Raw genomic sequence first — 25,174 nt, 5'->3', positions numbered from 1 at the left:
CGGTTAGAACTTGCCGTCACGACGTTCGAATTTGGTTGGCTTTCCAAGCAGCGGCCCGCCATCGGCCACCCATCGCGCCGTGTGCCCGATCAGCTCGGTGAGCGTGAGATCCGGGTAGCCGAACAGCCCGTGGCAGCGCGCGGCGTTGGACAGCAGCGCCGTCGGGGCCTCCTCGCCGGTGAACACCGGCCGCCTGCCGAGGGCCTCGCCGAGGGCCTCCGCCGCCTGCCGTACCGAGACCAGCTCGGGGCCGGTGACGTTGAGGACGTACGGCTCGGCGCCGGCCAGCGGCAGCGAGCGGAGCGTGACCTCGTTGGCGTAGCCCTGCCAGACCACGTTGACCTGCCCGGTGGCCAGGTCGATCGGCTGGTCCGCCAGGATCCTCTGCGCGAGGTCGACGAGCACGCCGTAGCGCATCTCGACCGCGTAGTTGAGCCGGATCAGCGACAGCGGCGTGCCGTACTCCGCCGCGAAGTGCGTGAGCACCCGCTCCCTGCCCAGGCAGCTCATCGCGTAGTCGCCCACCGGGCCGGTGGGGCCGTCCTCGGTGCTGCCACCGCTCGTGACCGGCACCAGGGGGTAGACGTTGCCCGTGGACAGCGCCGCGATCCTGCTGCCGCGGAACCGGTCTGCCACCCGGCCCGGCAGGTAGGTGTTGGTGAACCAGGTCGCGTGCTCGCGCCCGGCGGTGCCGAACTTGGCGCCGACCAGGAAGACCACGTTCGCGGCGTCGGGCAGGCCGCGCAGCGCCTCCTCGTCGGCGACGTCGGCCGCCACCACCGTGGCGCCGCTCTCCTGGAGCGACTGCGCCAGCCCGGGCTCGGAGAACCGCGACACCGCGATCACCCGCCGGGGCACCCCCGACGCCCGCACACCGCGCAGCGCCAGGCGCACCAGGCTCGGCCCCAGCTTGCCGCCGGCTCCGAGGATCATGATGTCGCCGTCGAGCTTGCCCAGATCGTCGGCGAGCCCGTCACGCGGTCGTGACAGCCGCTCGTCCAGTTCCGCCAGCGTGCGCATCCGGCCTCCTTGTTCTCATTTACGGTCCAGACCGTAACTTCGGCAGGCTCCGGATGTCAATGGGAGCGGCGCGGCGTCAGCTCGGCGGGACGGCCTCGCGCGCCGAGATCAGCACGTCGAGGATGGCGCGGGTCTGCTCCCACGGGACGGGGCTGGGCGCTCCCCCGACCATGGCGAGGAACGCCTCGATCGTGCCCTCGTAGCCGAGGCCCCGCAGCACGTCGTCCCCGCCCTGGATCACGATCGTCTCGGTGGCGTCGCGGGTGTGGACGGTCACCGTGTAGGACTCCTCCTCGGTGACCCCGAGGATCTCGACGGTGCCGGGGACGCCGTTCCCCCACTGCAGCGCCATGACGCCGGTGTCCTCCGAGCGGAGCGAGCCGTAGTGGCGGGTCGCCCCCGCCGCGCCGACGAGCCGCACGTCGGGGCCGAGCAGGGCGACGAGCAGCTCCACGCCGTGGATGCCCATCGTCACCATCGTGCCGCCCCCCTCGGCCGGATCGTCCTGCCAGGGGTTGTAGCCCGTGGCCCAGAGACCCACGTCGTGCCGGACCGTCGCCCGGACCGCCAGGACCTCCGCGGGGTCGACCCGCCGGCCCGCGAACCCGGGGGCGAACCGGAGCACCGAACCGGACATCACCCTCCCGGCGACCGGCCCGATCAACGCGTCCAGCTCCCGCAGCCCCGCACGGGTGGCGGCGGCCGGCTTGTTGACGAAACAGGGCGCTCCCGTCTCCAGGACCGGTCCCAGCGCCTCCACCGTCCGCGGCGTGGGCACCGTGAGGACGACGCCGTCGGGCTCGGTCGCCAGGAGCTCCTTCAGGCTGGGGACCACGGTGGCCGCCGGGTGTTCCTCGGCGAAGCGCGCCAGCCGGCCGGCGTCCTCCTCCCACACCACCAGTTCGGCGCGGCGGGCGACGGTGCGGGCGTCGGTGAAGGGATGGCTGGTGGCCAGGCCGGCGAATGCGATGCGCACGGCATCCTCCTGAGCAGTCGGGTTACCGACCTTACGACAGGGACCGCATTGGCCTCGGCCCCGGCCGGGTCAGCCGACAGGCCAGTGGCCGAGTCCCCGCTCCACGGAGTCGGGATGGTGGACGAAACTCGGCGACAGCTCCGCCTCGTCGTAGTAGCGGTGGAACACCGGGGTGGCCGAGCCCGAGATGGGAGGGACGATCCAGCTCCAGTCGGCCGGGCAGACCCGCCCCGCCTTCTCCTCGCGCGCCACGTGGGTCAGGAAACGCCGGGACTCGGTGTGGTGGTCGGTCATCGTCACCCCCGCCTGCTCGAAGGAGTGCAGGACCGCCACGTTCAGCTCCACCAGGGCGTGGTCGCGCCAGAGCGAGCGGTCGTTGGTGGCGTCCAGCCCGAGGAGGTGGGCCATGATCGGCATCAGGTCGTAGCGGTCGATGTCGGCGAGGTTGCGCGCGCCGATCTCGCTGCCCATGTACCAGCCGTTGAACGGCGCCGCCCGGTAGTGGATCCCGCCGATCTCCAGGCACATGTTGGAGATCGCCGGTACGGCGTGCCAGCGCAGCCCGAGGCTCTCGAACCACCGGTAGGACGGGTGGGAGAGCGGCACCTCCAGCACGGCGTCGCCGGGCACCGTGCACATCAGCGGCGGCCCGTTCCCCGCCGAGACGAGCAGCGGCAGCACGTCGAAGTGGGAGCCGGGCCCACCGGGCCAGCCGAGCTTGCGCACCATCGTGGTGAAGTCCACGTACCGGGGGTCACCGATGACGGACCCGTCGTCCATCGCGTACCCGGCGTACCGGATCAGCTGCTCGTTCCAGATCCTCGGCCCCGGCCTGCCGGGCCGGTCCGGGGCGAACACCGTGATCGTCGGCCGGACCTTGTTGTTGGGCGCGGCCTCCCTCAGATGGTTCACGCACTCCACGGCCACGCCCTCGGCCGTGTTCACCCCCCGCCGGTCACGCACCTGCAGCGAGTGCCAGTAGAGCCGCCCGATGCACCGGGAGCTGTTGCGCCAGGCCACCCGCGCGCCGAAGGTGAGTTCTTCGGGGGTGTGCGTGTAGGTCCCCGTCATGTAGATCTCGGCCCGTACCTCGCGCAGGCGGGGCTCCACCGGCCCCGCGGCCGGGTTTTCGGCGTGGAACAGCCTCAGGAAGTCCGCGGCCGCTGCGACATCGATCTCTTGCACGACCGGAACAGGCCCCCTCGCCTTCAGGAATGTGGACACGGCGCGTCGAACGCCTCGGCTCAGATCCGGTGCACGGCGCCGGGACCTCCGCCAGATCAGCACAGAACAACCACCTATGCGTGGCTCACGGGCACAGACAGCCGTTCCGGGCGGCGTGGTGCCCTCTGTGCAGCGGCCCTTGTCCCGCTGCGATCGCTGGTGTTCCGCGGCAACCGCGCCATCCTCGCTTGACAGGTGAGCATAGCGATACATGACGCAGTGTCTGTCATCTTCTATGACTGAAGATGATTTGTCTTTCGAATCGGGACACAAGACGCCGAAGGCCCCTGGAGCTGGGCTCCAGGGGCCTTCGGATGTTGCTCCCGCGATAGGACTCGAACCTATAACCTGCCGGTTAACAGCCGGCTGCTCTGCCGATTGAGCTACACGGGATTGTGCTCTGCGTCGCTCCGAGCCGGGGAAGTTTCCCCCGCTCCTTGCGGCGCAGGAATAGATTAGCGCACTCTGAGCGTGTGTGTCGCATCGCTACACCGGGGTAGGTCGGAGAGAACTCGCGATCCGCGGGTAGGGGTCCGGCGGAGCACGGCTGTGGAGGTGGAGATGCGTTACCGAGTGATGTTCGGGGTGGGTCTTGCGGTGGGCTACATCCTGGGGAGCCGCGCCGGGCGCGAGCGATACGAGCAGATCAAGCGGATGGCCCAGCGGGTGTCCGACAGCCCCTCGGTGCAGGAGGCCGCCGGCCTGGTCGGCGCGAGGGTCTCGAAGGTCACCGACGTCGCCAGGACGAAGGTGAGCCACGTGGCGAAGAACCGGCTGCCCTTCCTGCAGTCGGAGAACGGCGGGCAGACCGCCAAACACGACGAGACGGGCACCGGCTGGCCGGACGACGACAGAGCCGTCTCCCCGCACCCCTGAGGGACCGGCGATGGAAGGCCCCCCGCGGGGGGCCTTCCGCGCGTCCGTGCCCGGGGACCGGGCGGTCAGACGCCGAAGCTGCGGCGTGTCTCCTCCAGCGCCTGCTCGGCCAGGGCCCGCAGGCCGGGATCGGCGGGGTCCATGCCGGGGTCGAAGACGAACTCCCAGATCATGCGGTCGTCGTCGGTCCTCCTGGCCACCAGCCGGACTCCGCCGCGCGCGTCCAGCGGGGCGTACTGGTTGACCACGATCGAGGCGGTCACCCGCTCCCGCACGGCCTCGGGGATCCGCCCCGGCTCGGGCAGCAGCGCCCGGTGCGCCTCCCCGGCCGTGGTGACGACCGTCAGCCCCTCCTCGTCCCATACGCCGCGGTCCACCTGGAACCACGGCAGCCGGGTGCCGCCCAGATAGAGCGCCCGGTCCGTGGCGATCACATGGCCGTCGGGCCCCTCGGCGTAGGTCAGCACCCGGTCGGGCGGGACGACGGCCGCGCGGACCTCGGCGGGCATGCGGTTGAAGAGCTTCACCTCTCCACATTATCCGCGAGCAGATCGAGGGTGAGCGCGGCCGAGCAGGAGAAGTCCCCGCTGCCTCGGCCGCTGCCGTCGAAAGGGTCGAAGCACTCGCGGAAACCCGCCTGCCGTACCAGGCGCAGGGTGCCCGCGCCGAGCAGCCGCACCAGGTCCGTCCGGCCGTGTACGGCCAGCGCCAGCCGGAGCAGCCAGTTGGTGTTCACCCAGGACGGCCCCCGCCAGTACCGGGACCGGTCGAACTGCGGCGCGCGGATCTCGCAGCTCGGCACCGGATACCCGGCGGCGCCCATGAACCGGGGCGACTCCAGCACGTCCACCAGTTTCTCCACCCTGTCGGCGGGCAGGCCCGGATCGAGCATCGGCCCGAAGCACCCGACCGTGCTGACGGGGCTGAGCCGCCCGCTGCGCAGATCGCGGACGCGGAAGACGCCGTCGGACCAGAGCCGCTCCAGCAGCGCCGCGCGGATCCGCTCGGCCGCCTCCAGGTGCGGCCCGGGGTCGGCGCCCGCCAGCGGGGCCAGCTCGGCGAGCACCTGGCAGGAGGCCAGCCAGATCCCGTTGAACATCGGGTCCTCGACCGCGAACGGATGGTCGTCGCGCAGGTAGGCGGTGTCGTAGCCGGAGTCGCGGTAACGCAGGGCCAGCCAGGTGTAGCGGTCCTGGTGGCTGTCGGAATGGCAGGCGGGGGACTCCTCGCGCCGGTACGCGTAGCGGACCGCGGGCAGCGCCCCCACCGGGGCGTCCCACACGGGGCTGTCGTCCATCCCCGACTCCCACGGGTGCACGATCGCGGCCAGCCCTCCCCCGCCCAGGTCCCTGGCCGTGGCGAGGTAGGCGTGCTGGGCCACCAGCATCGGGTACAGCCGTCGGACGAGCGCGACGGCCTCCTCGCGGTCCACCGCGTGCCGCCACACCCACCAGGCGGCCAGGGCGTGCAGCGGCGGCTGGGTCAGACCGGAGGTGGGCAGCCGGTTGGGGGATGCCGGATTCTCCTGCGAGCGCCAGACGGAGGGGCCGGGGAAGTAGCCCTCGGCGTGGGCCGGGCGGAAGACGATGTGCGGCACCATGCCGGTGCTCCACTGCCCGGCCAGCAGGCCCAGCAGCTCCGCCCCCGCCCTGCGGGTGTCCCACCGGGCCAGGCCGATCGCCACGAAGGTGGAGTCCCAGTTCCACTGGTGGGGGTAGAGGCCGGGGGCGGGCACGGTGGCGGCCCCCGCCCGGTTCGCGTCGAGCACGGACCATGCCTCGCGCCCGAGCGCGGCGTCGTCTACCGCGGGCCGCGCCTCCATTTGCCCAGTCTGCCCCTGTATGCGCCAGGAGAACAGGGCCTCCCCCCGGCCGTGGGTGGAGGCGCGGTCAGTCCAGGAGGCCCTGACCCCAGAACGAGCCCGGCCGCACCCCGCCCGGACAGGCGAAGACGCCCGACCCGACGTGCTGGATGTATTCGTTGAGCGGGTCCGTGGCCGCCAGGGCACGCTGGATCGGGATGAACCCCTTCTCCGGGTCGCGCTGGTAGGCCAGGAAGAACAGGCCCGCGTCCAGCCGTCCCAGGCCGTCGCTGCCGTCGGTGAAGGAGTAGCCCCGTCGCAGGATCGTCGCCCCGCTCAGCGAGGCCGGGCTGGCCAGCCGCACGTGGGAGTCGATCGGCATCCTGTCCAGGACCACGGGGTCGTGCTCGCGCGTGCCGCCGTAGGGGGCGCCCTCGCGCTTGGTCCGGCCGAAGATGTCCTCCTGCTCCTTCAGCGAGGTGCGGTCCCAGGTCTCGATGTGCATCCGGATCCGCCGGGCCACCAGGTAGGAGCCTCCGCGCATCCACTCGGGCCCCTCGTCGCCGACCCAGACGTGCTCGTCCAGCTTCTTCCGGTCGGTGCCGGCGATGTTGTTCGTGCCGTCCTTGAAGCCCATCAGGTTGCGCGGGGTCTGCGCGTCCGGCGTGGTCGAGGACGTCTTGCCGAAGCCGAGCTGGGACCACCGGACCGACACCGTGCCGAAGCCGATGCGCACCAGGTTCCGTACGGCGTGCACCGCCACCTGCGGGTCGTCGGCGCAGGCCTGCACGCAGACGTCGCCGCCGCTGCGGGCCGGGTCGAGCTTGTCGGCGGGGAAGTGCGGCAGCTCCTTGAGCCGCTCCGGCCCGGGCAGCTTCAGCTTGTCGAAGAACGAGGGGCCGAAGCCCACCGTCAGCGTGAGCCGCGAGGCGGGCAGGCCGATGGCCTCGCCGGTGTCGTCCGGCGGGGCCGGCTCCGCGCCCGTCGCCCCGCCGCCGACCTCCTGCGCCGCGGTCAGCCGGACGGCCGCCGCGGTCCAGGCCTGCAGCATCGCCACGACTTTCTCGCGGGAGTCGGTGCTCAGGTCGAAGGCGGCGAAGTACAGCCGGTCCTGGACCGGAGTGGCGATCCCGGCCTGGTGGGCGCCGTGGAAGGGGATAGCGCCTCCGAGGGCGTCGGCCTCGACCGGCGCCGGCTGCGCCTGCCGTACCAGGCCGGCGCCGGCGGCCGCCGCGGCTCCGGCGCCCACGACGATGCCCGCACCGGTCAGGAGCCGGCGGCGGCTGAGATCGGGCATTTCTCCCCCTTCGGTAAGGGTCAGCTCGCGGCGACCGCCGCGAGGCCGGACAGCGGCTCAGCGAGGGCGTTGACGGCGTCGGCGAGCTCCTTGACCTGCTCCCTGGACAGGTCGGTGTAGGGGACGTAGCCGTCGCCCTCGGTGTACTCGGCCAGGAGCTTGTCCAGGTCGGCGAACTCGGCGTCCAGCGTGGTGACGAGGCCGGGGTTCTTCTCCATCACGATCGGGGTGAGGAGCTGGTAGACCTTGAGCGCGCCGTCCACGTTGGCCTTGAAGTCCCACAGGTCGGTGTGCGAGAAGGCCTCCTCCTCGCCGGTCACCTTGCCGGTCGCGACCTCGTCGAGCAGCTCCTTGGCCCCGTTGGCCATGGAGCTCGCAGTGATCTCGGCCCTGGGCAGCCTGGCCTTGAGCTCCGCGAGGTCGGCCAGGAGGATGTCACCGTACTCGGCCTCCTTCTTGAGCGTGTCCGGGGCCTTCCACAGCGCCTTCTCCAGGCGGTGCCAGCCGGTCCACTTCTGCCCCTCCTCCAGGTCGGCCTCGCGCAGGTCCACCTTGGGGTCGATGTCGCCGAACGCCTCGGCCACCGGCTCGATGCTCTCCCAGCCGAAACGGCTCGGGGCGTAGAGGGCCTTGGCCTTCTTCACGTCGCCCTTCTTGACCGCGGCGACGAACTTCTTCGTCGTGGCGATGGTGTCGTCCACCTGGGTGGCGACGTAGGCCCGGTAGTCCTCGACGGCGCGGGTGACGCGCGGGTCGGCCTGGACGGCGAGCTCACCCGTGACCGTGACCTCCTGGCGGATGCCGTCGCCCTCGTGGTTGGGCTTGCAGGCGAGCTGGTAGGTGCCCGCGCCGAGCTCCACGACCAGATCGCCGGTGGCGCCGGGGGCGATGTTGGCCCGCTCGCCGACCACGGTCTTGTCCGCCCGGAAGAGATACAGCCAGGTGGGCTGCTTGCCGCCGTTCTTGGCCCGGAAGGCGACGACGCCGGCGGAAAGCGCGGTCTTCGCCGCCACGCACGTGGTGTCGGTGGCCGCGACGGCGACCGTCTCGGTGACCTTGCCCGTCGGGGCGGCATGGGTGGCCGAGCCTTCGGCACTGCCGCTGCCGGTCGTCAGGCCGCCGTCGGTGGCGCCGTCGTCGGCCGAACCGCAGGCGGTGAGAGCGACGGCGAGAAAGCCACAGGCGGCGACGGAACGGATGACGGGGGGCATGAAAGCTCCTGACAATCAGTTAGGCATCCCTAACTTAGCTTCCCCTTACCTCGCGCCGCCAATCCAGGTCGCCGGCTCGGCGTGATGGGCGCCATCGGCGGGCCGGGAGGCACCGCGGGCCGGGAACGGCGAAGGCCCCCGGGATGTGGACCAGGGGGCCTTCGCCGTAAGGACTCTCAGTCGAGATAGTCGCGGAGCATCTGAGCTCTGGTCGGATGACGGAGTTTGGCCAGGGTCTTGGACTCGATCTGGCGGATGCGCTCCCGCGTCACGCCGAACTCCCGGCCGACCTCTTCCAGCGTCCGGGGGTGACCGTCGGCCAGGCCGAAGCGCAGCTGGATGATGCGCTGCTCACGGTCGGACAGCGTCGCGAGGATGTCGTCGAGCTGGTCCTGCAGCATGATGAAGGCCGCGGCCTCCATCGGCACGACCGCGTCCGCGTCCTCGATGAAGTCGCCGAGGTCGGAGTCCTCCTCGCCGATCGGCGACTGCAGCGAGACGGGCTCCTGGGCGATGCGCTGGATCTCGATCACCCGGTCGATCGGGAGGTCCATCTCCAGTGCGATCTCCTCGGGCGCCGGCTCGCGGCCCAGATCCTGGTGGAGCTGGCGCTGCACCCGGACCAGCTTGTTGATCGTCTCGACCATGTGCACCGGAATGCGAATGGTGCGCGCCTGGTCGGCGATGGCCCGCGTGATCGCCTGGCGAATCCACCATGTGGCATACGTGGAGAACTTGTATCCCTTGGTGTAGTCGAATTTCTCGACCGCCCGGATGAGCCCGAGGTTGCCCTCCTGGATCAGATCCAGGAACAGCATCCCGCGGCCCACATATCTTTTGGCGATCGAGACGACGAGCCGCAGATTGGCCTCGATCAGCCGCTGCTTGGCCCGCGTGCCCTGCCAGACCAGCTCCTTGAACTCCGGGAAGGCCAGCCGCGAGACGACGCTCGTCAGCTTGTCCTCGGCGAACAGCCCGGCCTCGATGGACTTGGCGAGCTCCACCTCCTCCTCGGCCGTGAGCAGGGGCACCCGTCCGATCTCCCGCAGGTATATGCGGACAAGATCGCTGGTCGGAGCGCGTTTACCGACATCCTCCTCATCGGAGCGGGTGGTCTCCTCCTCGCCCTGGGGCTCGAGGACCTCCACTCCGTGCTCGGCGAGCATGCGGACGACGCGTTCGAGCGCGTCGGACGGCAGCTCGGATTTGTCGAGAGCGGCGGCCACGTCATCGACCGTGACGCTTCCGCGCTCTCTCCCTTTCGCAACGAGGTCGGCCACCTGGTCTACCGATGGCGGCCCACTTGGCAGCACCGATGCACCCACGGGACACAGTCTGCTGTATTGGGTCCCCAAAATGGCAGACCTATTTTTGTCACCGAAGGTAAGGCCCCGATCATTATCGAACCGAGACCTTATTAAGGTTTGGTCGAATCAGCCCACGGAAATTAAAGCCAATTACGCGATCAACTTCCGGCGGCGCGTTCCTTCAGCACACGCCGCTGCTGCTCCAGCGCGACCAGCTCGCCGAACAGCCGGTTGTACTCCTGCTGCTCCTCGACCGGGTTGGTCCGCTGCATGCGCGACTTCAGCTGCTCGATCGCCCGGACCACCGAGACGAGCTCCAGCGCGGCCAGCATGGCCGAGGCGTAGCGCTCCTCGCTCGCCACGTCCGCGCGCAACTCCTCCACCGCGAACCGGGTGACCACCCCGCGCAACGCGTCGGTCACCCCGCCCAGCAGCCGGTCCACCCACTCGCGGCCGCCGTGCCCGGCCGCCGCAGTGCCCCCGGTGTCCATGACCAGCTTGTAGAGCGCGACGTGTTCGGGCAGCGTGAACGCCGCCGGGCCGATCGCGTCGAAGCCGGGCCCGAGCAGCGCGGGACGCTGCACGGCCAGCTTCAGCACCTCGGCCTCGGTCCGTACGCCGGGGTCGGTGAGGTCGGCGACCTTCCGCGGCCCGGCGGGCCGCTGCTGGCGCGGCTGGGCCGTGGCGGAGATCTCGGCGATCCGGTCCATGACGAAGCGCTCGTTGTTGAAGCCCAGCCAGCGGTCGAGGTCCACACCGTAGAGCTGGCGCAGGGCCCGGTCCTTGATCCCCGCCACGATCGGCGCGGCGGCGTCCAGCGCGGAGAGCCGGCCCTCGTTGGTGCTCACGTCGTAGCGGGAGATCATGCTGCGGATCGCGAACGCGAACAGCGGCTCCCTGCTGGCGATCAGGTCCCGCACGGCGGCTTCGCCCTGCCGTACGCGCAGGTCACACGGGTCGAGCCCGTCGGGCTGCACGGCCACGAAGGTCTGGGTGACGAACTTCTGCTCGTCGGCGAAGGCCCGCAGCGCCGCCTTCTGCCCCGCCGCGTCGCCGTCGAAGGTGAAGACCACCTCACCCTGGGACCCGGACTGGTCCAGCAGCAGCCGCCGCAGCACCTTGATGTGCTCCTCGCCGAAGGCCGTGCCGCAGGTGGCCACCGCCGTCGGCACGCCCGACAGGTGGCAGGCCATCACGTCGGTGTAGCCCTCGACGATCACCGCCTGGGAGCGCTTGGAGATCTCCCGCTTGGCCAGGTCGACGCCGTAGAGGACCTCGCTCTTCTTGTAGAGCGGGCTCTCGGGGGTGTTGAGGTATTTCGGACCGTCTTCGGCGTCGTTCAGCTTCCGCGCGCCGAAACCGATCACGTCACCGGTGATGTCGCGGATGGGCCAGACCAGCCGCCCCCGGAACCGGTCTATCGGGCCCCGCCGCCCCTCCTTGGCCAGGCCTCCCTTGATCAGCTCGGCGCTGGTGAACCCCCGGGCCATCAGGTGGCGCGCGAGCGCCTCCCACTCGGCGGGGGCGTATCCCACCCCGAAGTGCTCGGCGTCGACCCGCTCGAACCCGCGCTCCGACAGGAACTTGCGCCCGATCGCGGCGTCCGGCGCCGACAGCTTCGAGGCGTAGAACTCCGCCGCCGCCCGGTGCGCCTCGATCAGCCGGCTCCGCTCGCCCTGCTCGCGGCCGGGGACGTAGCCGCCCTGCTCGTAGCGGAGCTGGATGCCGGCCCGGTTCGCCAGCCGCTCCACGGCCTCGCCGAACGACAGGTGCTCCAGCCGCCGGACGAAGGTGATGACGTCTCCGCCCTCGGCGCAGCCGAAGCAGTACCAGTAGCCCCGGGTGGGGGTGACGTTGAAGGAGGGGCTCTTCTCGTCATGGAAGGGACACAGCCCCTTCAGGTTTCCGCCGCCCGCGTTGCGGAGCTGGATGTGCTCACCCACGATGTCCGCGATCGGTGAGCGCTCCCGCACGAGCGCGATGTCCTCGTCACTGATCCGGCCTGCCACGCCGCGAGTCTAGTGGCGCCCCGCGACAGCTCGGAGCCTGGCGGCGGAGCCGACTTTCCGGAACGGGCCATGACCAATCGGAAGGTCGGTTACAAAGGTAACGGCCGATTCTCGATAAGTTACGCGGGTGGAGATCATGCGATCGGGGCATATGGCACGGTTGGCCGGCGTGACCGGCGCGGTGCTCGTCACAGGAGCCTGCGCGTCACCGGGTGGAGTCGCGGGCATCAGCACGCTGCCTCCGGCCCCCTCTGCCGAGGCGGTCGCCGCGGCGCCGGGCGCGGTGACCGCGACCATTCCGTCGCCGGCACAGACGACCGTTGTCCCCAAGGTGCCGGTGCGGGTGACGGTGGAGCGGCCCAAGGCCGGCGACCCGGTGCAGGTGCCGCCGCCGAAGGTGTCCGCTCACACCTACGCCTTCCCCGTCAAGGACTGCAGGGTGACCTACGAGAGCAGGCTGCTGGTCCTGCCCAAGACCACCATCTGGGCGGCCAAGGGATGCTCGTTCGTCTCGCCGGTGAACGGCGTGGTCCACGAGGTCAACATCAAGAACCGCTGGAGACCCTCCACCGACCGGGGAGCCGACCGCGAGGGCCGCTTCGTCAGCGTCATCGGCGACGACGGCGTGCGCTACCTCGGCGGCCATCTGGACAGGGTGACACCGGGGATCGCGCCGGGGACGCGGGTCAGCGCGGGCCAGGTCCTCGGCCAGGTCGGCAACTCGGGCAACGCCCGCTCCACCGCCAGCAACCTCTACTTCGCGATCTCCTGGAAGACCGAGCCCTCGCTCTGGTGGGTACGGCGGGGCATGGTCAAGCCGTGGAACTACCTGGACGCCTGGCTGAACGGCAACCGCACGCTGTCGCCCAAGGACGAGATGCAGGCCGTGCTGGCCCAGACCGGGGCTGCGCCCAGGTGCGTGACCCTGTGCAAGTCCAAGCCGGGGGCCAAGCCCAAGCGCACCGAGAAGCCCCCGAAGCCGGACGACGAGCACATCACGGTGGGCGGTTAACCCCACCGGACACGGCAGCCGGCCCCGGCGTCCCGGGGGCGGCCCCGGCGTCCCGGGGAGCGGCGGAGACGGCGGCCCGGGGAGCGGCGGCCCCGGGGTCAGCGTCCGGACAGGCGCCGCTGCCAGGTGACCGCGGAGGTGTCGGTGAGCGAGGCGATCTGGTCGACGACCACGCGGAGCCGCCCGGCGTCGCTCCCGGCCTTGACGAAGGAGGGCCGGAGGGCGGGCTCCAGCGTGCCCGGGGCACCCAGCATGATCAGGTGGGCCAGGTCGTGGATGAGCTCCCGCTGCCTGGCCTGGTTGGCGTTGTGGGCGTCCCTGGTCATCACGTAGTGGGCGGTGAGCCCCTTCAGCAGGGCGCACTCCAGGCGGGTGGCCCTGGGCACGATCAGGTCGGCGCTGTAGCGTCCCGCGGCCGGGCCGTAGGACTCCCGGGTGGCGATCTGCGCGGACCGGCAGAGATGGCCGATGAGCGAGCTGGTGAGGCCCTTGATCGCGGCGAGGGCGGCGAGCGAGCCGTCGAAGTGGCGGGGCCAGAGCGGCTGGGCGACCAGGCGGCCGAAGAGGTCCTCCAGCTCGCCGGGCTCGGCCTCCGGGGCGTACCAGGCGCGGGTGGTCGCGCAGACCTCACGGCGCTCGGCGGGGTCGCGCAGGGCCTCCGGCGCGACGGCGCCGGAGTGGAGGGCGTCCTCCAGGTCGTGCACCGAGTAGGCGACGTCGTCGGCCCAGTCCATGATCTGGGCCTCGAAGCTGACCCGCCCCTCGGGCGCGCCCTCCCTGATCCACTCGAAGACGGCCATGTCGTCGCCGTAGGCGCAGTATTTGGGACTCGTCTCGCGGGTCCAGGGATATTTGACCGCGGCGTCCAGGGAGGCGCGGGTGAGGTTGAGCCCGGCGCTGCGGCCGTCCTCGGTGAGGACCTTGGCCTCCAGCCGGGTCAGCAGGCGCAGGCTCTGCGCGTTCCCCTCGAACCCGCCGCACCCGGCAGCGAGCTCGTTGAGCGCGGTCTCCCCGTTGTGCCCGAACGGCGGGTGCCCGAGGTCGTGGGCCAGGCAGGCGGTCTCCATCAGATCGGGATCGCGGCCGAGGGACTGTCCCATCTCCCTGCCGACCTGCGCGCACTCCAGCGAGTGGGTCAGCCGGGTGCGCGGGATGTGCTGCCCGCTGCCGAGGGTCTCCCCCGGCCCGACCACCTGGGTCTTGGCCGCGAGCCGCCGCAGCCCCGCGCTGTGCAGCACCCGCGCCCGGTCCCGCTCGAACGGGCCTCTCTCCGGGTTGCCGGGGGGTTCCGGCACCCATCTGGCCTGATCGTGCTCGTCATAACCGTGCATAAGTGCAGTGATTTTATCCACCAAAGGAGCGGTCCATGCCGAACGGGAGGAAAACACCTGATGACCCCGGACCTGCGCTCATGGGACGCCGGCCGGCCGTACGCGCCCGCGCGGAGCCCGCCCCGCCCCTCGCGGGCGGTCTCCGACGGCATCGGAGACCGCCCGTGAGAAGAAGGCGCGCGCCGGCCCCGACGGGTGGACGCCCCGGCCGGGGCCCGTCCTATCGGGTGTCGGAGCCCTCGCAGACCAGCGCCGCACGGCCCGCCTCCAGCCGGGCGACCGGGATGCGGAACGGCGAGCAGGACACGTAGTCCAGGCCCGCCTGGTGGCAGAAGTGGATCGAGTCGGGGTCGCCGCCGTGCTCGCCGCAGATGCCGAGCTTGAGGTCGGGACGGGTCCTGCGGCCCTCCTCGGCGGCGATCCGCACGAGCCGGCCCACGCCGTCACGGTCCAGGGACTCGAACGGCGAGACACCGAAGACGCCCAGCTCCAGATACTTGGAGAAGAACGCGGCCTCGACGTCGTCCCGGGAGAAACCCCAGGTCATCTGGGTCAGGTCGTTGGTGCCGAAGGAGAAGAACTCCGCGGCCTCGGCGATCTGCCCGGCGGTCAGCGCCGCCCGCGGCACTTCGATCATCGTGCCGACCAGGGCCTCGACGCCGACCTCGGCGAGGATCGCCCGCGCCTCGTCCTTGACGGTCTCCAGCTCCTGGACGGCGGCGACGAGCGGGATCATGATCTCCGCGCGGGCGCCGGGGACGGCACTGGCCGCCTCGGCGATCGCCCGGACCTGCATGGCGAACAGGCCAGGGATGACCAGGCCGAGCCGTACACCGCGCAGGCCCAGCATCGGGTTCTGCTCGTGCAGGCGCTTGACCGCCGCCAGCAGCCTGCGGTCCTTGTCGTCGGCCCCCTCGCCGGCGAGGGCGACCTTCACCGACAGCTCGGTATGGTCGGGCAGGAACTCGTGCAGCGGCGGGTCGATCAGGCGGATCGTGACGGGCAGGCCCTCCATCGCCTGGAAGATCTCGGTGAAGTCCGCCTTCTGCAGCGGCTCCAGCGCGGCCAGCGCCCGCTCCCGCTCCTGCGGGGAGGTGGCCAGGACCAGGTCCTCGACGAGCTGGCGGCGGTCGCCGAGGAACATGTGCTCGGTACGGCACAGCCCGATCCCCTGGGCGCCGAACCGGCGGGCGCGGGCGGCGTCCTCGGCGTTGTCGGCGTTGGCCCGCACGTCCAGCCGCCGGGAGGCGTCGGCGTGGCTCATGATGCGGTGCACGGCCCGGACGAGCTCGTCGTCCTGGTCGAGCGCGCCCTCGAAGTACTCCACGACCGGGGAGGCGACCACGGGCACCTCGCCGAGGTAGACGGCGCCGCTGGAGCCGTCGATGGAGATGACGTCCCCCTCGGAGACGACGACGCCGCCGGGGGCGGTGAACCTGCGCTCCTTGGCGGAGACCTCCAGCTCCTCGGCACCGCAGACGCAGGTCTTGCCCATGCCGCGGGCGACCACGGCCGCGTGCGAGGTCTTGCCGCCGCGGCTCGTCAGGACGCCCTGGGCGGCGATCATGCCCGACAGGTCGTCGGGGTTGGTCTCGTGGCGGACCAGGATGACGGCCTCGCCCCGGGCGGCGAGTTCGACGGCCCGCTCGGAGGAGAAGACGGCCTTGCCGACGGCCGCCCCCGGGGAGGCGTTCATCCCCGTGGTGATCTTCGTGCTGTCCGCATCTCTGCCGAAACGCGGGAACATGAGCTGGGCGAGCTGGGCGCCGGTGACGCGGGTCACGGCCTCGTCGAGGTCGATCAGGCCCTGGTCGGCGAGCTGTACGGCGATGCGGAACGCGGCGCCCGCCGTCCGCTTGCCCACGCGGGTCTGGAGCATCCAGAGCTTGCCGCGCTCGACCGTGAACTCGATGTCGCACAGGTCGCGGTAGTGGTTCTCCAGCTTCTCCATGATCTGCATGAGCTCGTCGTAGACGGGCTTGTCGATGCCCTCCAGCTCCTGCAGCGACATGGTGTTGCGGATGCCCGCGACCACGTCCTCGCCCTGGGCGTTCTGCAGGTAGTCGCCGTAGACGCCCTGGTGACCGCTGCCGGGGTCACGGGTGAAGGCCACGCCCGTGCCGGAGTCCATGCCGCAGTTGCCGAAGACCATCGAGCAGATGTTGACCGCCGTGCCGAGGTCGGCGGGGATGCGCTCCTGGCGGCGGTAGAGGATGGCGCGAGGGGCGTTCCAGGAGTCGAAGACCGCCTTGACGGCCATGCGCATCTGCTGGTGCGGGTCGGCGGGGAAGTCCTGTCCGGTCTGGGCCCGGACGACGCCCTTGTAGGTCTCGACGAGCCGCTGGAAGTCGGCCGCCTCCAGCTCCAGGTCGTCGCGGCCGTTCTTGATCTCCTCAAGGGCGTCGTCGAACAGCGCGGCCTCGATGCCCTGAACGGTCTTGCCGAACATCTGGATGAGACGCCGGTAGGAGTCCCAGGCGAAGCGCTCGTTGCCGCCGGCCTGCTTGGCCAGGCCGTGCACCGACTCGTCGTTGAGCCCGATGTTGAGGACGGTGTCCATCATGCCGGGCATGGAGAACTTCGCCCCGGAGCGCACGCTCACCAGCAGCGGGTCGTCGGCCTGGCCCAGGCGGCGGCCCATCTGCTCCTCCAGCGCGGCCAGGTGCAGGGAGACCTCCTCCTCCAGCCCGTCGGGGAGCGTGCCGTCTTCGAGGAACCGGCGGCACGCGTCGGTGGTGATGGTGAAGCCGGGGGGCACCGGCAACCCGAGATTGGTCATCTCGGCCAGGTTGGCCCCCTTACCGCCGAGCAGATCCTTGAGATCTTTGTTGCCCTCGGTGAAGTCGTAAACGTACTTGGGCACGGTTGCTCCTTCTGCGACTTCAAACGACGCGTGGTTCCGCCTCCCTTCGGACTCTACCGACGAATAAGCCGATGAAACGTCACACAACCGGACACCCTGCGTTTGCGCACGTCAATGCCCACATAGCGGTCTAATCCAATTCAAATCGGAGTCAAAACAACCGCGATATCGGCCGCCCCAAGAATTGGTATAAACCAATTGGTATAAACCAATTGTCTCAGCATTCAGGCGCGTTCACCGGAGGTTCAAGCCATGGTGTACAAGGCGCCCCGGGCCGCCGGCCGCAGCGGAAAAGCGACGGCCGGCGGCCCCCCGCGGGGTCGCCGGCCGTCGTCGGTCGGAAGGAGCGGTCGTCAGTCGTTGAGGTGCTGGCGGAGGTAGGCCTCCACCTGGTCGAGGGCCACGCGCTCCTGGGCCATCGAGTCGCGCTCGCGGATGGTCACCGCCTGGTCGTCGAGGGTGTCGAAGTCGACGGTGATGCAGAACGGCGTGCCGATCTCGTCCTGGCGGCGGTAGCGGCGGCCGATCGCGCCCGCGTCGTCGAACTCGACGTTCCACCGGCGGCGGAGCTGGGCGGCCAGGTCCTTGGCCTTCGGCGACAGATCGGCGTTGCGCGACAGCGGGAGAACGGCGACCTTGACCGGCGCGAGACGGTGGTCCAGCCGCATGACCGTCCGCTTCTCCATGACGCCCTTGGCGTTGGGCGCCTCGTCCTCGGTGTAGGCGTCGAGCAGGAAGGTGAGGGTGGCGCGGTCGACACCGGCGGCCGGCTCGATCACGTACGGGACGTAGCGCTCACCGGTGTCCTGCTCGAAGAAGCTGAGGTCGGTGCCGGAGGCCTTGCCGTGCGCGGTCAGGTCGAAGTCGGTGCGGTTGGCGACGCCCTCCAGCTCGCCCCACTCGCTGCCGGTGAAGTTGAAGCGGTACTCGATGTCGACGGTCCGCTTGGAGTAGTGGGACAGCTTCTCCTGCGGGTGCTCGTAGATGCGGAGGTTGTCCTGGCTGATGCCCAGGTCGGTGTACCAGCGGAAGCGCTCGTCGATCCAGTACTGGTGCCACTCCTCGTCGGTGCCCGGCTTGACGAAGAACTCCATCTCCATCTGCTCGAACTCGCGGGTGCGGAAGATGAAGTTGCCCGGGGTGATCTCGTTGCGGAACGACTTGCCGATCTGGCCGATGCCGAACGGGATCTTCTTGCGCGCGGACTGCTGCACGTTGAGGTAGTTGATGAAGATGCCCTGGGCGGTCTCCGGCCGGAGGTAGGCCAGGCCGGACTCGTCCTCGACCGCGCCGAGATAGGTCTTCAGCAGGCCGCTGAACTGCTTGGGCGCGGTGAAGGAGCCCTTGTTGCCGCAGTTGGGGCAGGTGATGTCGGCCAGGCCGTTGACCGCCGGCTTGCCGTGCTTCTCCTCGTAGGCCTCTTCGAGGTGGTCGGCGCGGTAGCGCTTGTGGCACGCCTGGCACTCGGTCAGCGGGTCGGTGAAGGTGTCCACGTGGCCGCTGGCCTGCCACACCTCACGGGCCAGGATCACCGAGGAGTCAAGGCCGACCACGTCGTCACGGCCCTGCACCATGCTCTTCCACCACTGCCGCTTCACGTTGCTCTTGAGCTCCACGCCCAGCGGCCCGTAGTCCCATGAGGCGCGCAGGCCGCCGTAGATCTCGCTGGAGGGATAGACAAGGCCACGTCGCTTGGCGAGGCTGACGATGGTGTCCATGATGTCCGTACGGCGTGCCATAAGGGAAAATCTCCATCCGGCTGGAGGTCGGCGAGGAATGATTGAGTTCCCAGCTTAGGGGAGTCGGACGGGCGGGACGCGCGCATGAACCACCACGCCGCCCCGCCCGGCGGAGGCCGCCCGGGAACGGTCCACTCCGGGGAGGACCGGTCAGGGACGGTCCACGTCCTCGTAGGCGCTCGGCTCGTTGATCATCAACGTCATCAGCGGATACATCGCCATCCGCGCGGCCCCCAGCGCGCGCCGGTAGAACCCCGCCCCCTCCCACTCACTGACCAGCGCCCACAGCTCCGGCTCGTCCACCGAGCGGGTCACGCGGCCGCGCACGTAGCCGGGCTGCCCGGCCAGGGTGTCGAGGATGTCATGCGCCTGGGCAAGGAACTCCCCGGTCTGGCCGGAGGGCACCGAGTAACGGATGAGAGCAAGCATCCGGACAGCATGTCAGAGCCCGCCGTCCTCCCCGCTTCCGGCGTCGCCCCGGCCCGCCGGCACCGGCGGGCGGGCGTGAGCCCGGGTGCGGCACGCGCCGGCCGGGGGCGACGGAGCATGTCGCCCGGGGCGTCCCGGCGTTAGGCTCGGGCCGTGGCCGAAAAACGCAGCGAGCGCTCCGCACACCCCCTGGCCCGGCAGCGCCCCCAGCAGCGGAGACAGCGCCCGCTCCCGCCCGGCGAGCAGTTCTTCACCCCGGGGGCGACCGGCCTGCGGCAGAAGGTCGAGAAGCGCAGCGCGGCCCCGCTCGTCTTCCTGTTCCAGCTTCCCCGCTGGATCGCCCCGGTGGCACTCGTGGTCCTGCTCCTGGTCGGCTTCGCCGTGCCGTCCTTCTGGGGCGGCCTCGCGGTGCTGCCGGTGATCGGGTTCGTCGGCTGGCTCGCCTACATGTCGTGGCCCTCGCTCGGCGCCCGGGGGCGTATCCTGCGCGTCGCCCTCCTCACCTTCCTGCTGCTCCTGGCGGCCGACCGGTTCGGGGCCTTCTAGAACGGTTTTGACAACCGTTTTCATTTACGCGCATACTGGTGGACATGGTGTCCGACTTTTCCCGACGTATGCGCATGCGTGGCGCGGGTCTGCTTGCTCTCACGACCGTTCTCGCCACCACCGCCGCCTGCGGTTCCGGCTCAGCCGACTCCGCCCGGCCGGGCGGTGCGCCGGGAGGCAGGACCGACGTCACCGCGGCCTTGTATCCGCTGCAGTGGCTGGCCGAGCGGGTGGGCGGCCCCGACGTCGCCGTCACGGGCCTGACCAAGCCAGGCGTCGAGCCGCACGATCTGGAGCTGACGCCCGTCCAGGTGGCCGGGCTGGAGAAGACCGCCCTGGTCGCCTATATCAAGGGCGTGCAGCCCGCCGTGGACGAGGCGGTCGAGCAGCACGCCGCCGACCGGGGCTTCGACGCGGCGGCAGCGGTCAAGACCCTCCCGGCGGTCGCCGGCGAGGAGGAGCACGCGGGTGAGGAGGAGCACGGCCACGAGGTCGCCTACGACCCGCACATCTGGCTCGACCCGTCCCGTTTCGCGACCGTCGCGACCATGCTCGGCGACAAGCTCGCCGCCGCCGACCCGGCGCACGCCCAGGGCTACAAGGACCGCGCCGCCAAGACCGCCGCCGACCTCGGCGCCCTGGACGGCGAGCTGACGCGGGGGCTGAGCAAGTGCGCCTCCACGGCCATCGTCACCAGCCACGGCGCGTTCGGCTACCTCGCCGACCGCTACAAGCTCCGCCAGATCGGGATCAGCGGCCTCGACCCGGACGCCGAGCCCTCCCCCGCCCGGCTGGCCGAAGTGGCGAAAGTGTCCAAGCAGGAGAAAGTGACTACGATTTTCACCGAGACCCTCGTCAGCCCCAAGGTCGCCGAGGTGCTCGCCCAGGAGGTCGGCGCCAAGACCGCGGTCCTGGACCCGGTCGAGAGCCAGCCGGCGAGCGGCGACTACCTGTCCGCCATGCGCCAGAACCTCACCGCACTTCAGGCGGCACTCAGCTGCTCGTAAAGGCAACATGTGACATCCAACCAGGCAGTTTTCACCATGAGCGGCGGCCAGGTCAGCCTGGACCGCCGTCCGGTGCTCCGCGGCATCGACCTGACCGTCAAACCCGGCGAGGTCGTGGCCGTGCTCGGCGCGAACGGGTCGGGCAAGTCCACCCTCATCCGCGCCCTGCTCGGCCTGACGCCGCTGTCCGGCGGCTCGACCCTCCTGTACGGCGCGCCGCCCGCCCGCTTCCGCGAGTGGTGGCGGATCGGCTACGTGCCCCAGCGGCTCGCGGTGGGCGGCGGCGTGCCGACGACCATCCGCGAGGTCGTCGCCTCGGGCAGGATCGCCAGGCAGCGACGGCTCCGCCCGACCAGCCCGGCCGACCGCGAGGCGACCGCCAGGGCGCTGGAGGCCGTCGGCATGGCCCACCGCGCCGGAGACCCGGTCCAGGCCCTGTCCGGCGGGCAGCAGCAGCGGGTACTGATCGCCCGCGCCCTCGCCGGGGAGCCCGACACCTTCGTCATGGACGAGCCCACCGCGGGCGTGGACGCCCAGAGCCAGCAGCTCCTGGCCGACACCCTGACCACGCTCGTCGACCAGGGCAAGACGGTCCTGCTGGTGGCCCACGAGCTCGGCCCCATGGAGTCGCTCATCACCCGCGCGGTGGTGCTCAGGGACGGATTCGTCTGCCACGACGGCCCGCCGCCCCACGCCGTCGGCGCGCACGCGCTGCCCGGCCACGACCACGTGCATCCGCACGCCGAGGAGAAGCCCGCGAGCCCGCTCGACTGGAGACCCGCATCGTGATCGACCTTCTGCAGTTCGACTTCATGCAGCGGGCGCTGATCTCCGCCCTCCTGGTCGGCCTGGCCGCCCCGGCCCTCGGCACGTTCATCGTGCAGCGCCGCCTGGCGCTGCTGGGCGACGGCATCGGGCACGTCGCGCTGACCGGCGTGGCGCTCGGGTTCCTGACCGGCACCGCCCCCGTGCTGACCGCGGTGGCGGTCTCGGTGCTCGGCGCCGTGGCGATCGAGCTGGTCCGCGCGCGCGGCAGGACCAGCGGCGACGTGGCGCTCGCGCTGCTGTTCTACGGCGGCATCGCCGGAGGCGTGCTGCTCATCTCGCTGGCCCCGGGCGGCAGCAACGCCACCCTGATGTCCTACCTGTTCGGCTCGATCAGCAGCGTCAGCACCCAGGACGTGTGGGTGATCGGCCTGCTGGCGGTCGCCGTGCTCGGCGTGGTGGCCTTCTTCGGGCGCGAGCTCTACGTGCTCTGCCAGGACGAGGAGGTCGCCAAGGCCAGTGGCCTGCCGGTCCGCTTCCTGAGCCTGCTGATCGCCGTCACCGCCGCGCTGACCGTGGTCATCGCCATGCGCGTGGTGGGACTGCTGCTGGTCAGCGCGCTGATGGTGGTCCCGGTGGCGACCAGCCAGCAGCTCACCCGGGGTTTCAGGAGCACGATGGCGCTCTCCATGCTTTTCGGGATGATCTCCACGGTCGGCGGACTGACCTCCTCGTTCTACATCGAGGTCCCGCCGGGCGCCATCATCGTGATCGTGGCCCTCGCAGGGTTCGTCCTGGCCCTCGGGCTCGGTAGATTCGTACGCCGAAGCCGACCACAGGAGTCCAGCCCATGAGCAACAGACGTGATGCCGTCCATGAAATCCTCCGCCAGAGCGAGGGCTTCCGCAGCGCGCAGGACGTCTACGCCGAGATGCGCGCGGAAGGCGCCAAGATCGGACTGACCACGGTCTACCGGGCGCTCCAGGCACTCGCCGACAGCGGCCATGTCGACACGCTCAGGACCGACGACGGGGAGTCGGTCTACCGCGCGTGCGCCAGCGGCGACCACCACCACCACCTGGTCTGCCGCCGCTGCGGGCGGACCGTGGAGGTGGCCGGGCCCGCGGTGGAGCGCTGGGCCGAGGCGGTCGGCTCCGAGCACGGCTTCACCGAGATCACTCACACGGTCGAGGTCTTCGGCACCTGCGCCTCCTGCTCGGCCGCCGTCAAGCCCGCGGGGGTGCCGAGCCGGGCCTGAGAGTCCGGGAGGCCGGCGGGGCCCGCCCCGCCGGCGAGGGCCCGGGACGGGGGCGTCCGCGGGAGCCGCTCCGGGCGGGAGCCGTACAGGACGCCGAGGGCGATCACCGTGCACCCGGCGAGCTGGACCGCCGACGGGCGCTCCCCCAGCACCAGCGCGGACAGCGCGAGCGTACCCGCGGGCTGGATGAGCAGGAGCAGCGCGGTGAGGGCGGCGGGCTGGCGGGGCAGCGCGTAGGTGATCAGCACCCAGCCGAGCACCTGGGGCCCGAGCGCGAGCAGCAGCAGCCAGCCGTGCGAGGGCCAGTGCGGGGTGAGGGCGGCGGCGCCCGGCCAGGGGCCCGCCAGAGCGATCAGCACCGTGGCGGACGCGGCCGCGTGGGCCAGCGGCCCGGCGCTCCGGCGGCCCTCCTCCGAGCAGCCGCGCAGGATCAGCATGAAGGCGGCGTAGACCGGCGCGGTGGCCACGCCGAGGATCACGCCGAGCCGGGGGTCGGAGCCGTAGGCCGCGGCGTCGAACAGGCCGGAGATCAGCACCACCCCCGCGAACACGACGGGGGCGGCGACCAGGAGCCGGATGGAGGGCCGCTCGCGCAGCAGGGCCCAGGCCGCGAACGCGACCACGAACACCTGCAGGTTGCCCAGCACGGTGGCCAGGCCCGCGCCGACGTAGTCGATGCTGCGGTGCCACAGCAGCAGGTCCAGGCCGAAGACCAGGCCCGCGAGCCAGGCGAGCGCGCGCCGCCGGGCCGCCATCGGGCCGAGCCGACGGCCCTCCCGCCAGGCGAGAACCGCCAGGAACGGCAGCGCGTAGGCGCACCGGAACAGCGCCGAGATCGCGGCGGGCTCACCCGACAGGCGGACGAGCGTGGCCGAGGTCGCGATGACCGCCGCTCCGGTCACGGCGGCCAGGACGGCGCGGCGGTGTGCGGTCACGACGGGCCCCCGAACAGGCGCCGGAGAGATACGCTTCCGAGACGGCGAGCCGCCGTACGCGCCCCCCACGTTAGAACCGCATTCAACAGGAGGCAACATGCCATTTGGACATGACATGGTGTACTCGCTCGCCACTGTGGTCGATCTCGTCAACACCTCCCCCTCCACCGGAGGCGAAGACAGTCTGACCGACCTGGAGCAACTGACTGAATTCGTGGAGAACCGGCAGGTCAGCGGTGTCGGCGAGCTCGGCGAGGCGGACCTGGGCCAGGTGCGCGCCCTGCGTGAGGCCCTCCACAAGGTCTTCACCGCCCCCGACCAGGCCACCGCGGTCATCCGGCTGAACACGCTGCTGAGCGGCACCCGCATCACCCCGCGCCTGACCGAGCACGACGGCCACGCCCTGCACGTCCACTACTTCGCCCCCGGCGCCTCGCTCGGCGAGCACCTGTCGGCCGATCTGGGCGTCGCGCTGGCCCACCTGCTCGTCGAGGGCGAGTGGGAGCGCCTGCGCACCTGCTCGGCCCCCGACTGCGGCCACGTCTTCGTCGACGAGTCGCGCAACCGCTCCCGGGTCTACTGCGACAGCCGTACCTGCGGGAACCGCATGCACGTCGCGGCCTACCGGGCCCGCCGCCGCGCCTGAGGCCGCCCTCCGCCGATCACCGCGGGCCCTCCACCACGGCGGAAGGGGTCACGCCCCCGCGGCGGCCGTCCTCACGGCGGGGACCCGCGCCCCGGAGCGTCGCGACCGCCCGTCCTGCGGCCTCAGCCGCCGCCCCGGAGCGCGCTGAAATCACCGTGGCGTCCCGCCCCCGCGGCGAAGCGGGCGGCGCCGGCCACCGCACCGGGCAGGGCGCGCATGCCATGGCGCAGCTCGCCCGCCATGGCCTCCTCCTCGTCCAGCCCCTCCTGCTCCAGCACCGACATGCGGTCACCGCGCATGCAGTCCTGCGGGAAGCGCGCGAGGTCGGCGGCGAGCTCCTCGGCGGCCTGCCGCGCCCCGCCGGCCGGCACCACCCGGTTGACCAGGCCCATCTCGTAGGCCTCCTGAGCGGACACCGGACGTCCGGTGAGGATCATGTCCATCGCGCGGCCGGTCCCGATCAGCCTCGGCAGCCGGACGGTGCCACCGTCGACCAGCGGAACGCCCCAGCGGCGGCAGAAGACTCCGAACACCGCGTCCGCCTCGGCCACCCGCAGGTCGCACCAGAGCGCCAGCTCCAGCCCGCCCGCGACGGCGTGTCCGGCGACCGCCGCGATCACCGGCTTGCCGAGCCGCATCCGGGTGGGCCCCATCGGCCCGTCGCCGCCGGGGGCCACCCGGTTGCCGCGGCCCGCGGCGACGGCCTTGAGGTCGGCCCCCGCGCAGAACGTGCCGCCCTCACCCCACAGCACGGCCACCGCGGCCTCCGGATCGGCGTCGAAGTCCCGGAAGGCGCCGGCCAGGGCCGCGGCCGTGGGCCCGTCCACGGCATTGCGGACCTCAGGCCGGGACAGGACGACGGTGGTGACGGGGCCCTGGCGTTCGATCCTGACGGTCATCCGGTGCACCTCTCAGCGGGTCG

Annotated in this window: 23 protein-coding genes and 1 tRNA gene; 8 read left to right on the top strand and 16 right to left on the bottom strand. The window is 71.2% G+C overall.

Going from position 1 to position 25,174, the window contains the following annotated elements; translation table 11 throughout:
• Positions 1-3: 3 nt before the first annotated feature.
• The 4 genes from SROS_RS11430 to SROS_RS11415 all read right to left on the bottom strand — a co-directional run bounded on the left by SROS_RS11430 (position 4) and on the right by SROS_RS11415 (position 3,613).
• Positions 4-1,020 (bottom strand): NAD-dependent epimerase/dehydratase family protein, encoded by a 1,017-nt coding sequence (locus SROS_RS11430; RefSeq protein ID WP_012889085.1) that lies wholly within the window; start codon positions 1,018-1,020, stop codon positions 4-6.
• 76 nt (positions 1,021-1,096) lie between these two features.
• A complete protein-coding gene (locus SROS_RS11425) occupies positions 1,097-1,996 on the bottom strand; it encodes a Gfo/Idh/MocA family protein (protein WP_012889084.1) in 900 nt (299 codons plus the stop codon).
• Positions 1,997-2,065: 69 nt separating this feature from the next.
• On the bottom strand, positions 2,066-3,181 hold the full coding sequence (locus SROS_RS11420) for a nitric oxide synthase oxygenase (protein ID WP_012889083.1): 1,116 nt from the start codon (positions 3,179-3,181) through the stop codon (positions 2,066-2,068).
• Positions 3,182-3,540: 359 nt separating this feature from the next.
• Positions 3,541-3,613, bottom strand: a tRNA-Asn gene (locus tag SROS_RS11415).
• A 168-nt stretch (positions 3,614-3,781) separates the two neighbouring features.
• On the opposite strand from SROS_RS11415, the gene SROS_RS11410 reads away from it, so the two are divergent.
• A complete protein-coding gene (locus tag SROS_RS11410) occupies positions 3,782-4,096 on the top strand; it encodes a YtxH domain-containing protein (protein WP_012889082.1) in 315 nt (104 codons plus the stop codon).
• 65 nt (positions 4,097-4,161) lie between these two features.
• Here SROS_RS11410 and SROS_RS11405 read toward each other — a convergent pair whose 3' ends face one another.
• The 6 genes from SROS_RS11405 to dnaG all read right to left on the bottom strand — a co-directional run bounded on the left by SROS_RS11405 (position 4,162) and on the right by dnaG (position 11,721).
• Entirely contained in the window at positions 4,162-4,623 is a 462-nt protein-coding gene (locus tag SROS_RS11405) for a hypothetical protein (RefSeq protein ID WP_012889081.1), read from the bottom strand.
• Entirely contained in the window at positions 4,620-5,918 is a 1,299-nt protein-coding gene (locus tag SROS_RS11400; RefSeq protein WP_012889080.1) for an MGH1-like glycoside hydrolase domain-containing protein, read from the bottom strand. The genes SROS_RS11405 and SROS_RS11400 overlap by 4 nt, the downstream gene beginning before the upstream one ends.
• A gap of 67 nt (positions 5,919-5,985) precedes the next feature.
• Entirely contained in the window at positions 5,986-7,194 is a 1,209-nt protein-coding gene (efeB, locus tag SROS_RS11395) for an iron uptake transporter deferrochelatase/peroxidase subunit (protein WP_012889079.1), read from the bottom strand.
• 20 nt (positions 7,195-7,214) lie between these two features.
• Positions 7,215-8,405, bottom strand: a complete 1,191-nt coding sequence (gene efeO / locus SROS_RS11390) for an iron uptake system protein EfeO (RefSeq protein ID WP_012889078.1) — start codon at positions 8,403-8,405, stop codon at positions 7,215-7,217.
• A gap of 176 nt (positions 8,406-8,581) precedes the next feature.
• Positions 8,582-9,685, bottom strand: a complete 1,104-nt coding sequence (gene rpoD / locus SROS_RS11385) for an RNA polymerase sigma factor RpoD (RefSeq protein ID WP_425358632.1) — start codon at positions 9,683-9,685, stop codon at positions 8,582-8,584.
• Positions 9,686-9,870: 185 nt separating this feature from the next.
• Complete coding sequence (gene dnaG / locus SROS_RS11380) at positions 9,871-11,721, bottom strand: DNA primase (RefSeq protein ID WP_012889076.1); 1,851 nt, start codon at positions 11,719-11,721, stop codon at positions 9,871-9,873.
• A gap of 151 nt (positions 11,722-11,872) precedes the next feature.
• Between dnaG and SROS_RS11375 the strand changes: the two genes are divergently transcribed.
• On the top strand, positions 11,873-12,733 hold the full coding sequence (locus tag SROS_RS11375; RefSeq protein ID WP_148269020.1) for a M23 family metallopeptidase: 861 nt from the start codon (positions 11,873-11,875) through the stop codon (positions 12,731-12,733).
• Between the two features lie 98 nt (positions 12,734-12,831).
• Here SROS_RS11375 and SROS_RS11370 read toward each other — a convergent pair whose 3' ends face one another.
• From SROS_RS11370 to SROS_RS11355, 4 genes are all read right to left on the bottom strand, one after another.
• Complete coding sequence (locus SROS_RS11370) at positions 12,832-14,064, bottom strand: deoxyguanosinetriphosphate triphosphohydrolase (RefSeq protein ID WP_012889074.1); 1,233 nt, start codon at positions 14,062-14,064, stop codon at positions 12,832-12,834.
• 220 nt (positions 14,065-14,284) lie between these two features.
• A complete protein-coding gene (gene ppdK / locus SROS_RS11365) occupies positions 14,285-16,927 on the bottom strand; it encodes a pyruvate, phosphate dikinase (RefSeq protein ID WP_012889072.1) in 2,643 nt (880 codons plus the stop codon).
• A 353-nt stretch (positions 16,928-17,280) separates the two neighbouring features.
• Positions 17,281-18,666, bottom strand: a complete 1,386-nt coding sequence (locus SROS_RS11360; RefSeq protein WP_012889071.1) for a glycine--tRNA ligase — start codon at positions 18,664-18,666, stop codon at positions 17,281-17,283.
• A gap of 150 nt (positions 18,667-18,816) precedes the next feature.
• Positions 18,817-19,095, bottom strand: a complete 279-nt coding sequence (locus SROS_RS11355; RefSeq protein WP_012889070.1) for an antibiotic biosynthesis monooxygenase family protein — start codon at positions 19,093-19,095, stop codon at positions 18,817-18,819.
• A gap of 153 nt (positions 19,096-19,248) precedes the next feature.
• Between SROS_RS11355 and SROS_RS11350 the strand changes: the two genes are divergently transcribed.
• Genes SROS_RS11350 through SROS_RS11330 form a run of 5 tightly spaced genes read left to right on the top strand, consistent with a single transcriptional unit; the run spans position 19,249 to position 22,671 of the window.
• Positions 19,249-19,641, top strand: coding sequence for a DUF6703 family protein (locus tag SROS_RS11350; protein WP_012889069.1), 393 nt, complete (start codon positions 19,249-19,251; stop codon positions 19,639-19,641).
• A 44-nt stretch (positions 19,642-19,685) separates the two neighbouring features.
• Positions 19,686-20,648: a metal ABC transporter substrate-binding protein gene (locus tag SROS_RS11345; RefSeq protein ID WP_245564609.1), complete on the top strand. Its 963-nt coding sequence runs from the start codon at positions 19,686-19,688 to the stop codon at positions 20,646-20,648.
• A gap of 36 nt (positions 20,649-20,684) precedes the next feature.
• The gene (locus SROS_RS11340; protein ID WP_043651818.1) at positions 20,685-21,437 is read left to right on the top strand and encodes a metal ABC transporter ATP-binding protein; all 753 of its coding nucleotides are present in this window, start codon (positions 20,685-20,687) and stop codon (positions 21,435-21,437) included.
• Positions 21,434-22,267 (top strand): metal ABC transporter permease, encoded by an 834-nt coding sequence (locus tag SROS_RS11335; RefSeq protein ID WP_012889066.1) that lies wholly within the window; start codon positions 21,434-21,436, stop codon positions 22,265-22,267. Before SROS_RS11340 ends, SROS_RS11335 begins: the two co-directional genes overlap by 4 nt.
• On the top strand, positions 22,264-22,671 hold the full coding sequence (locus SROS_RS11330; RefSeq protein WP_012889065.1) for a Fur family transcriptional regulator: 408 nt from the start codon (positions 22,264-22,266) through the stop codon (positions 22,669-22,671). Before SROS_RS11335 ends, SROS_RS11330 begins: the two co-directional genes overlap by 4 nt.
• Here SROS_RS11330 and SROS_RS11325 read toward each other — a convergent pair.
• Entirely contained in the window at positions 22,593-23,606 is a 1,014-nt protein-coding gene (locus tag SROS_RS11325; protein WP_012889064.1) for a DMT family transporter, read from the bottom strand. The two genes, SROS_RS11330 and SROS_RS11325, sit on opposite strands and share 79 nt — an antisense overlap.
• Positions 23,607-23,703: 97 nt before the next feature.
• On the opposite strand from SROS_RS11325, the gene SROS_RS11320 reads away from it, so the two are divergent.
• Positions 23,704-24,252 carry a CGNR zinc finger domain-containing protein gene (locus SROS_RS11320; RefSeq protein ID WP_012889063.1) on the top strand — a complete coding sequence of 183 codons (549 nt, stop codon included), beginning with the start codon at positions 23,704-23,706 and terminating at the stop codon, positions 24,250-24,252.
• Positions 24,253-24,374: 122 nt separating this feature from the next.
• Here SROS_RS11320 and SROS_RS11315 read toward each other — a convergent pair whose 3' ends face one another.
• Entirely contained in the window at positions 24,375-25,151 is a 777-nt protein-coding gene (locus SROS_RS11315) for a crotonase/enoyl-CoA hydratase family protein (protein ID WP_012889062.1), read from the bottom strand.
• Between the last annotated feature and the right edge of the window lie 23 nt (positions 25,152-25,174).

Source organism: Streptosporangium roseum DSM 43021, from assembly GCF_000024865.1.
In the GTDB taxonomy this organism is placed as follows: Bacteria; Actinomycetota; Actinomycetes; order Streptosporangiales; family Streptosporangiaceae; genus Streptosporangium; species Streptosporangium roseum.
This window is presented reverse-complemented; position numbering and strand designations above follow the sequence as displayed.

Coding starts and splice junctions, on each gene's coding strand:
- SROS_RS11345 (WP_245564609.1), top strand. CDS start 19,686: ATGGTGTCCGACTTTTCCCGACGTATGCGCATGCGTGGCGCGGGTCTG.
- efeO (WP_012889078.1), bottom strand. CDS start 8,405: ATGCCCCCCGTCATCCGTTCCGTCGCCGCCTGTGGCTTTCTCGCCGTC.
- SROS_RS11375 (WP_148269020.1), top strand. CDS start 11,873: ATGGCACGGTTGGCCGGCGTGACCGGCGCGGTGCTCGTCACAGGAGCC.
- SROS_RS11315 (WP_012889062.1), bottom strand. CDS start 25,151: ATGACCGTCAGGATCGAACGCCAGGGCCCCGTCACCACCGTCGTCCTG.
- SROS_RS11430 (WP_012889085.1), bottom strand. CDS start 1,020: ATGCGCACGCTGGCGGAACTGGACGAGCGGCTGTCACGACCGCGTGAC.
- SROS_RS11355 (WP_012889070.1), bottom strand. CDS start 19,095: ATGCTTGCTCTCATCCGTTACTCGGTGCCCTCCGGCCAGACCGGGGAG.
- SROS_RS11400 (WP_012889080.1), bottom strand. CDS start 5,918: ATGGAGGCGCGGCCCGCGGTAGACGACGCCGCGCTCGGGCGCGAGGCA.
- SROS_RS11360 (WP_012889071.1), bottom strand. CDS start 18,666: ATGGCACGCCGTACGGACATCATGGACACCATCGTCAGCCTCGCCAAG.
- SROS_RS11320 (WP_012889063.1), top strand. CDS start 23,704: ATGCCATTTGGACATGACATGGTGTACTCGCTCGCCACTGTGGTCGAT.
- SROS_RS11330 (WP_012889065.1), top strand. CDS start 22,264: ATGAGCAACAGACGTGATGCCGTCCATGAAATCCTCCGCCAGAGCGAG.
- SROS_RS11370 (WP_012889074.1), bottom strand. CDS start 14,064: ATGCACGGTTATGACGAGCACGATCAGGCCAGATGGGTGCCGGAACCC.
- efeB (WP_012889079.1), bottom strand. CDS start 7,194: ATGCCCGATCTCAGCCGCCGCCGGCTCCTGACCGGTGCGGGCATCGTC.
- SROS_RS11340 (WP_043651818.1), top strand. CDS start 20,685: ATGAGCGGCGGCCAGGTCAGCCTGGACCGCCGTCCGGTGCTCCGCGGC.
- SROS_RS11410 (WP_012889082.1), top strand. CDS start 3,782: ATGCGTTACCGAGTGATGTTCGGGGTGGGTCTTGCGGTGGGCTACATC.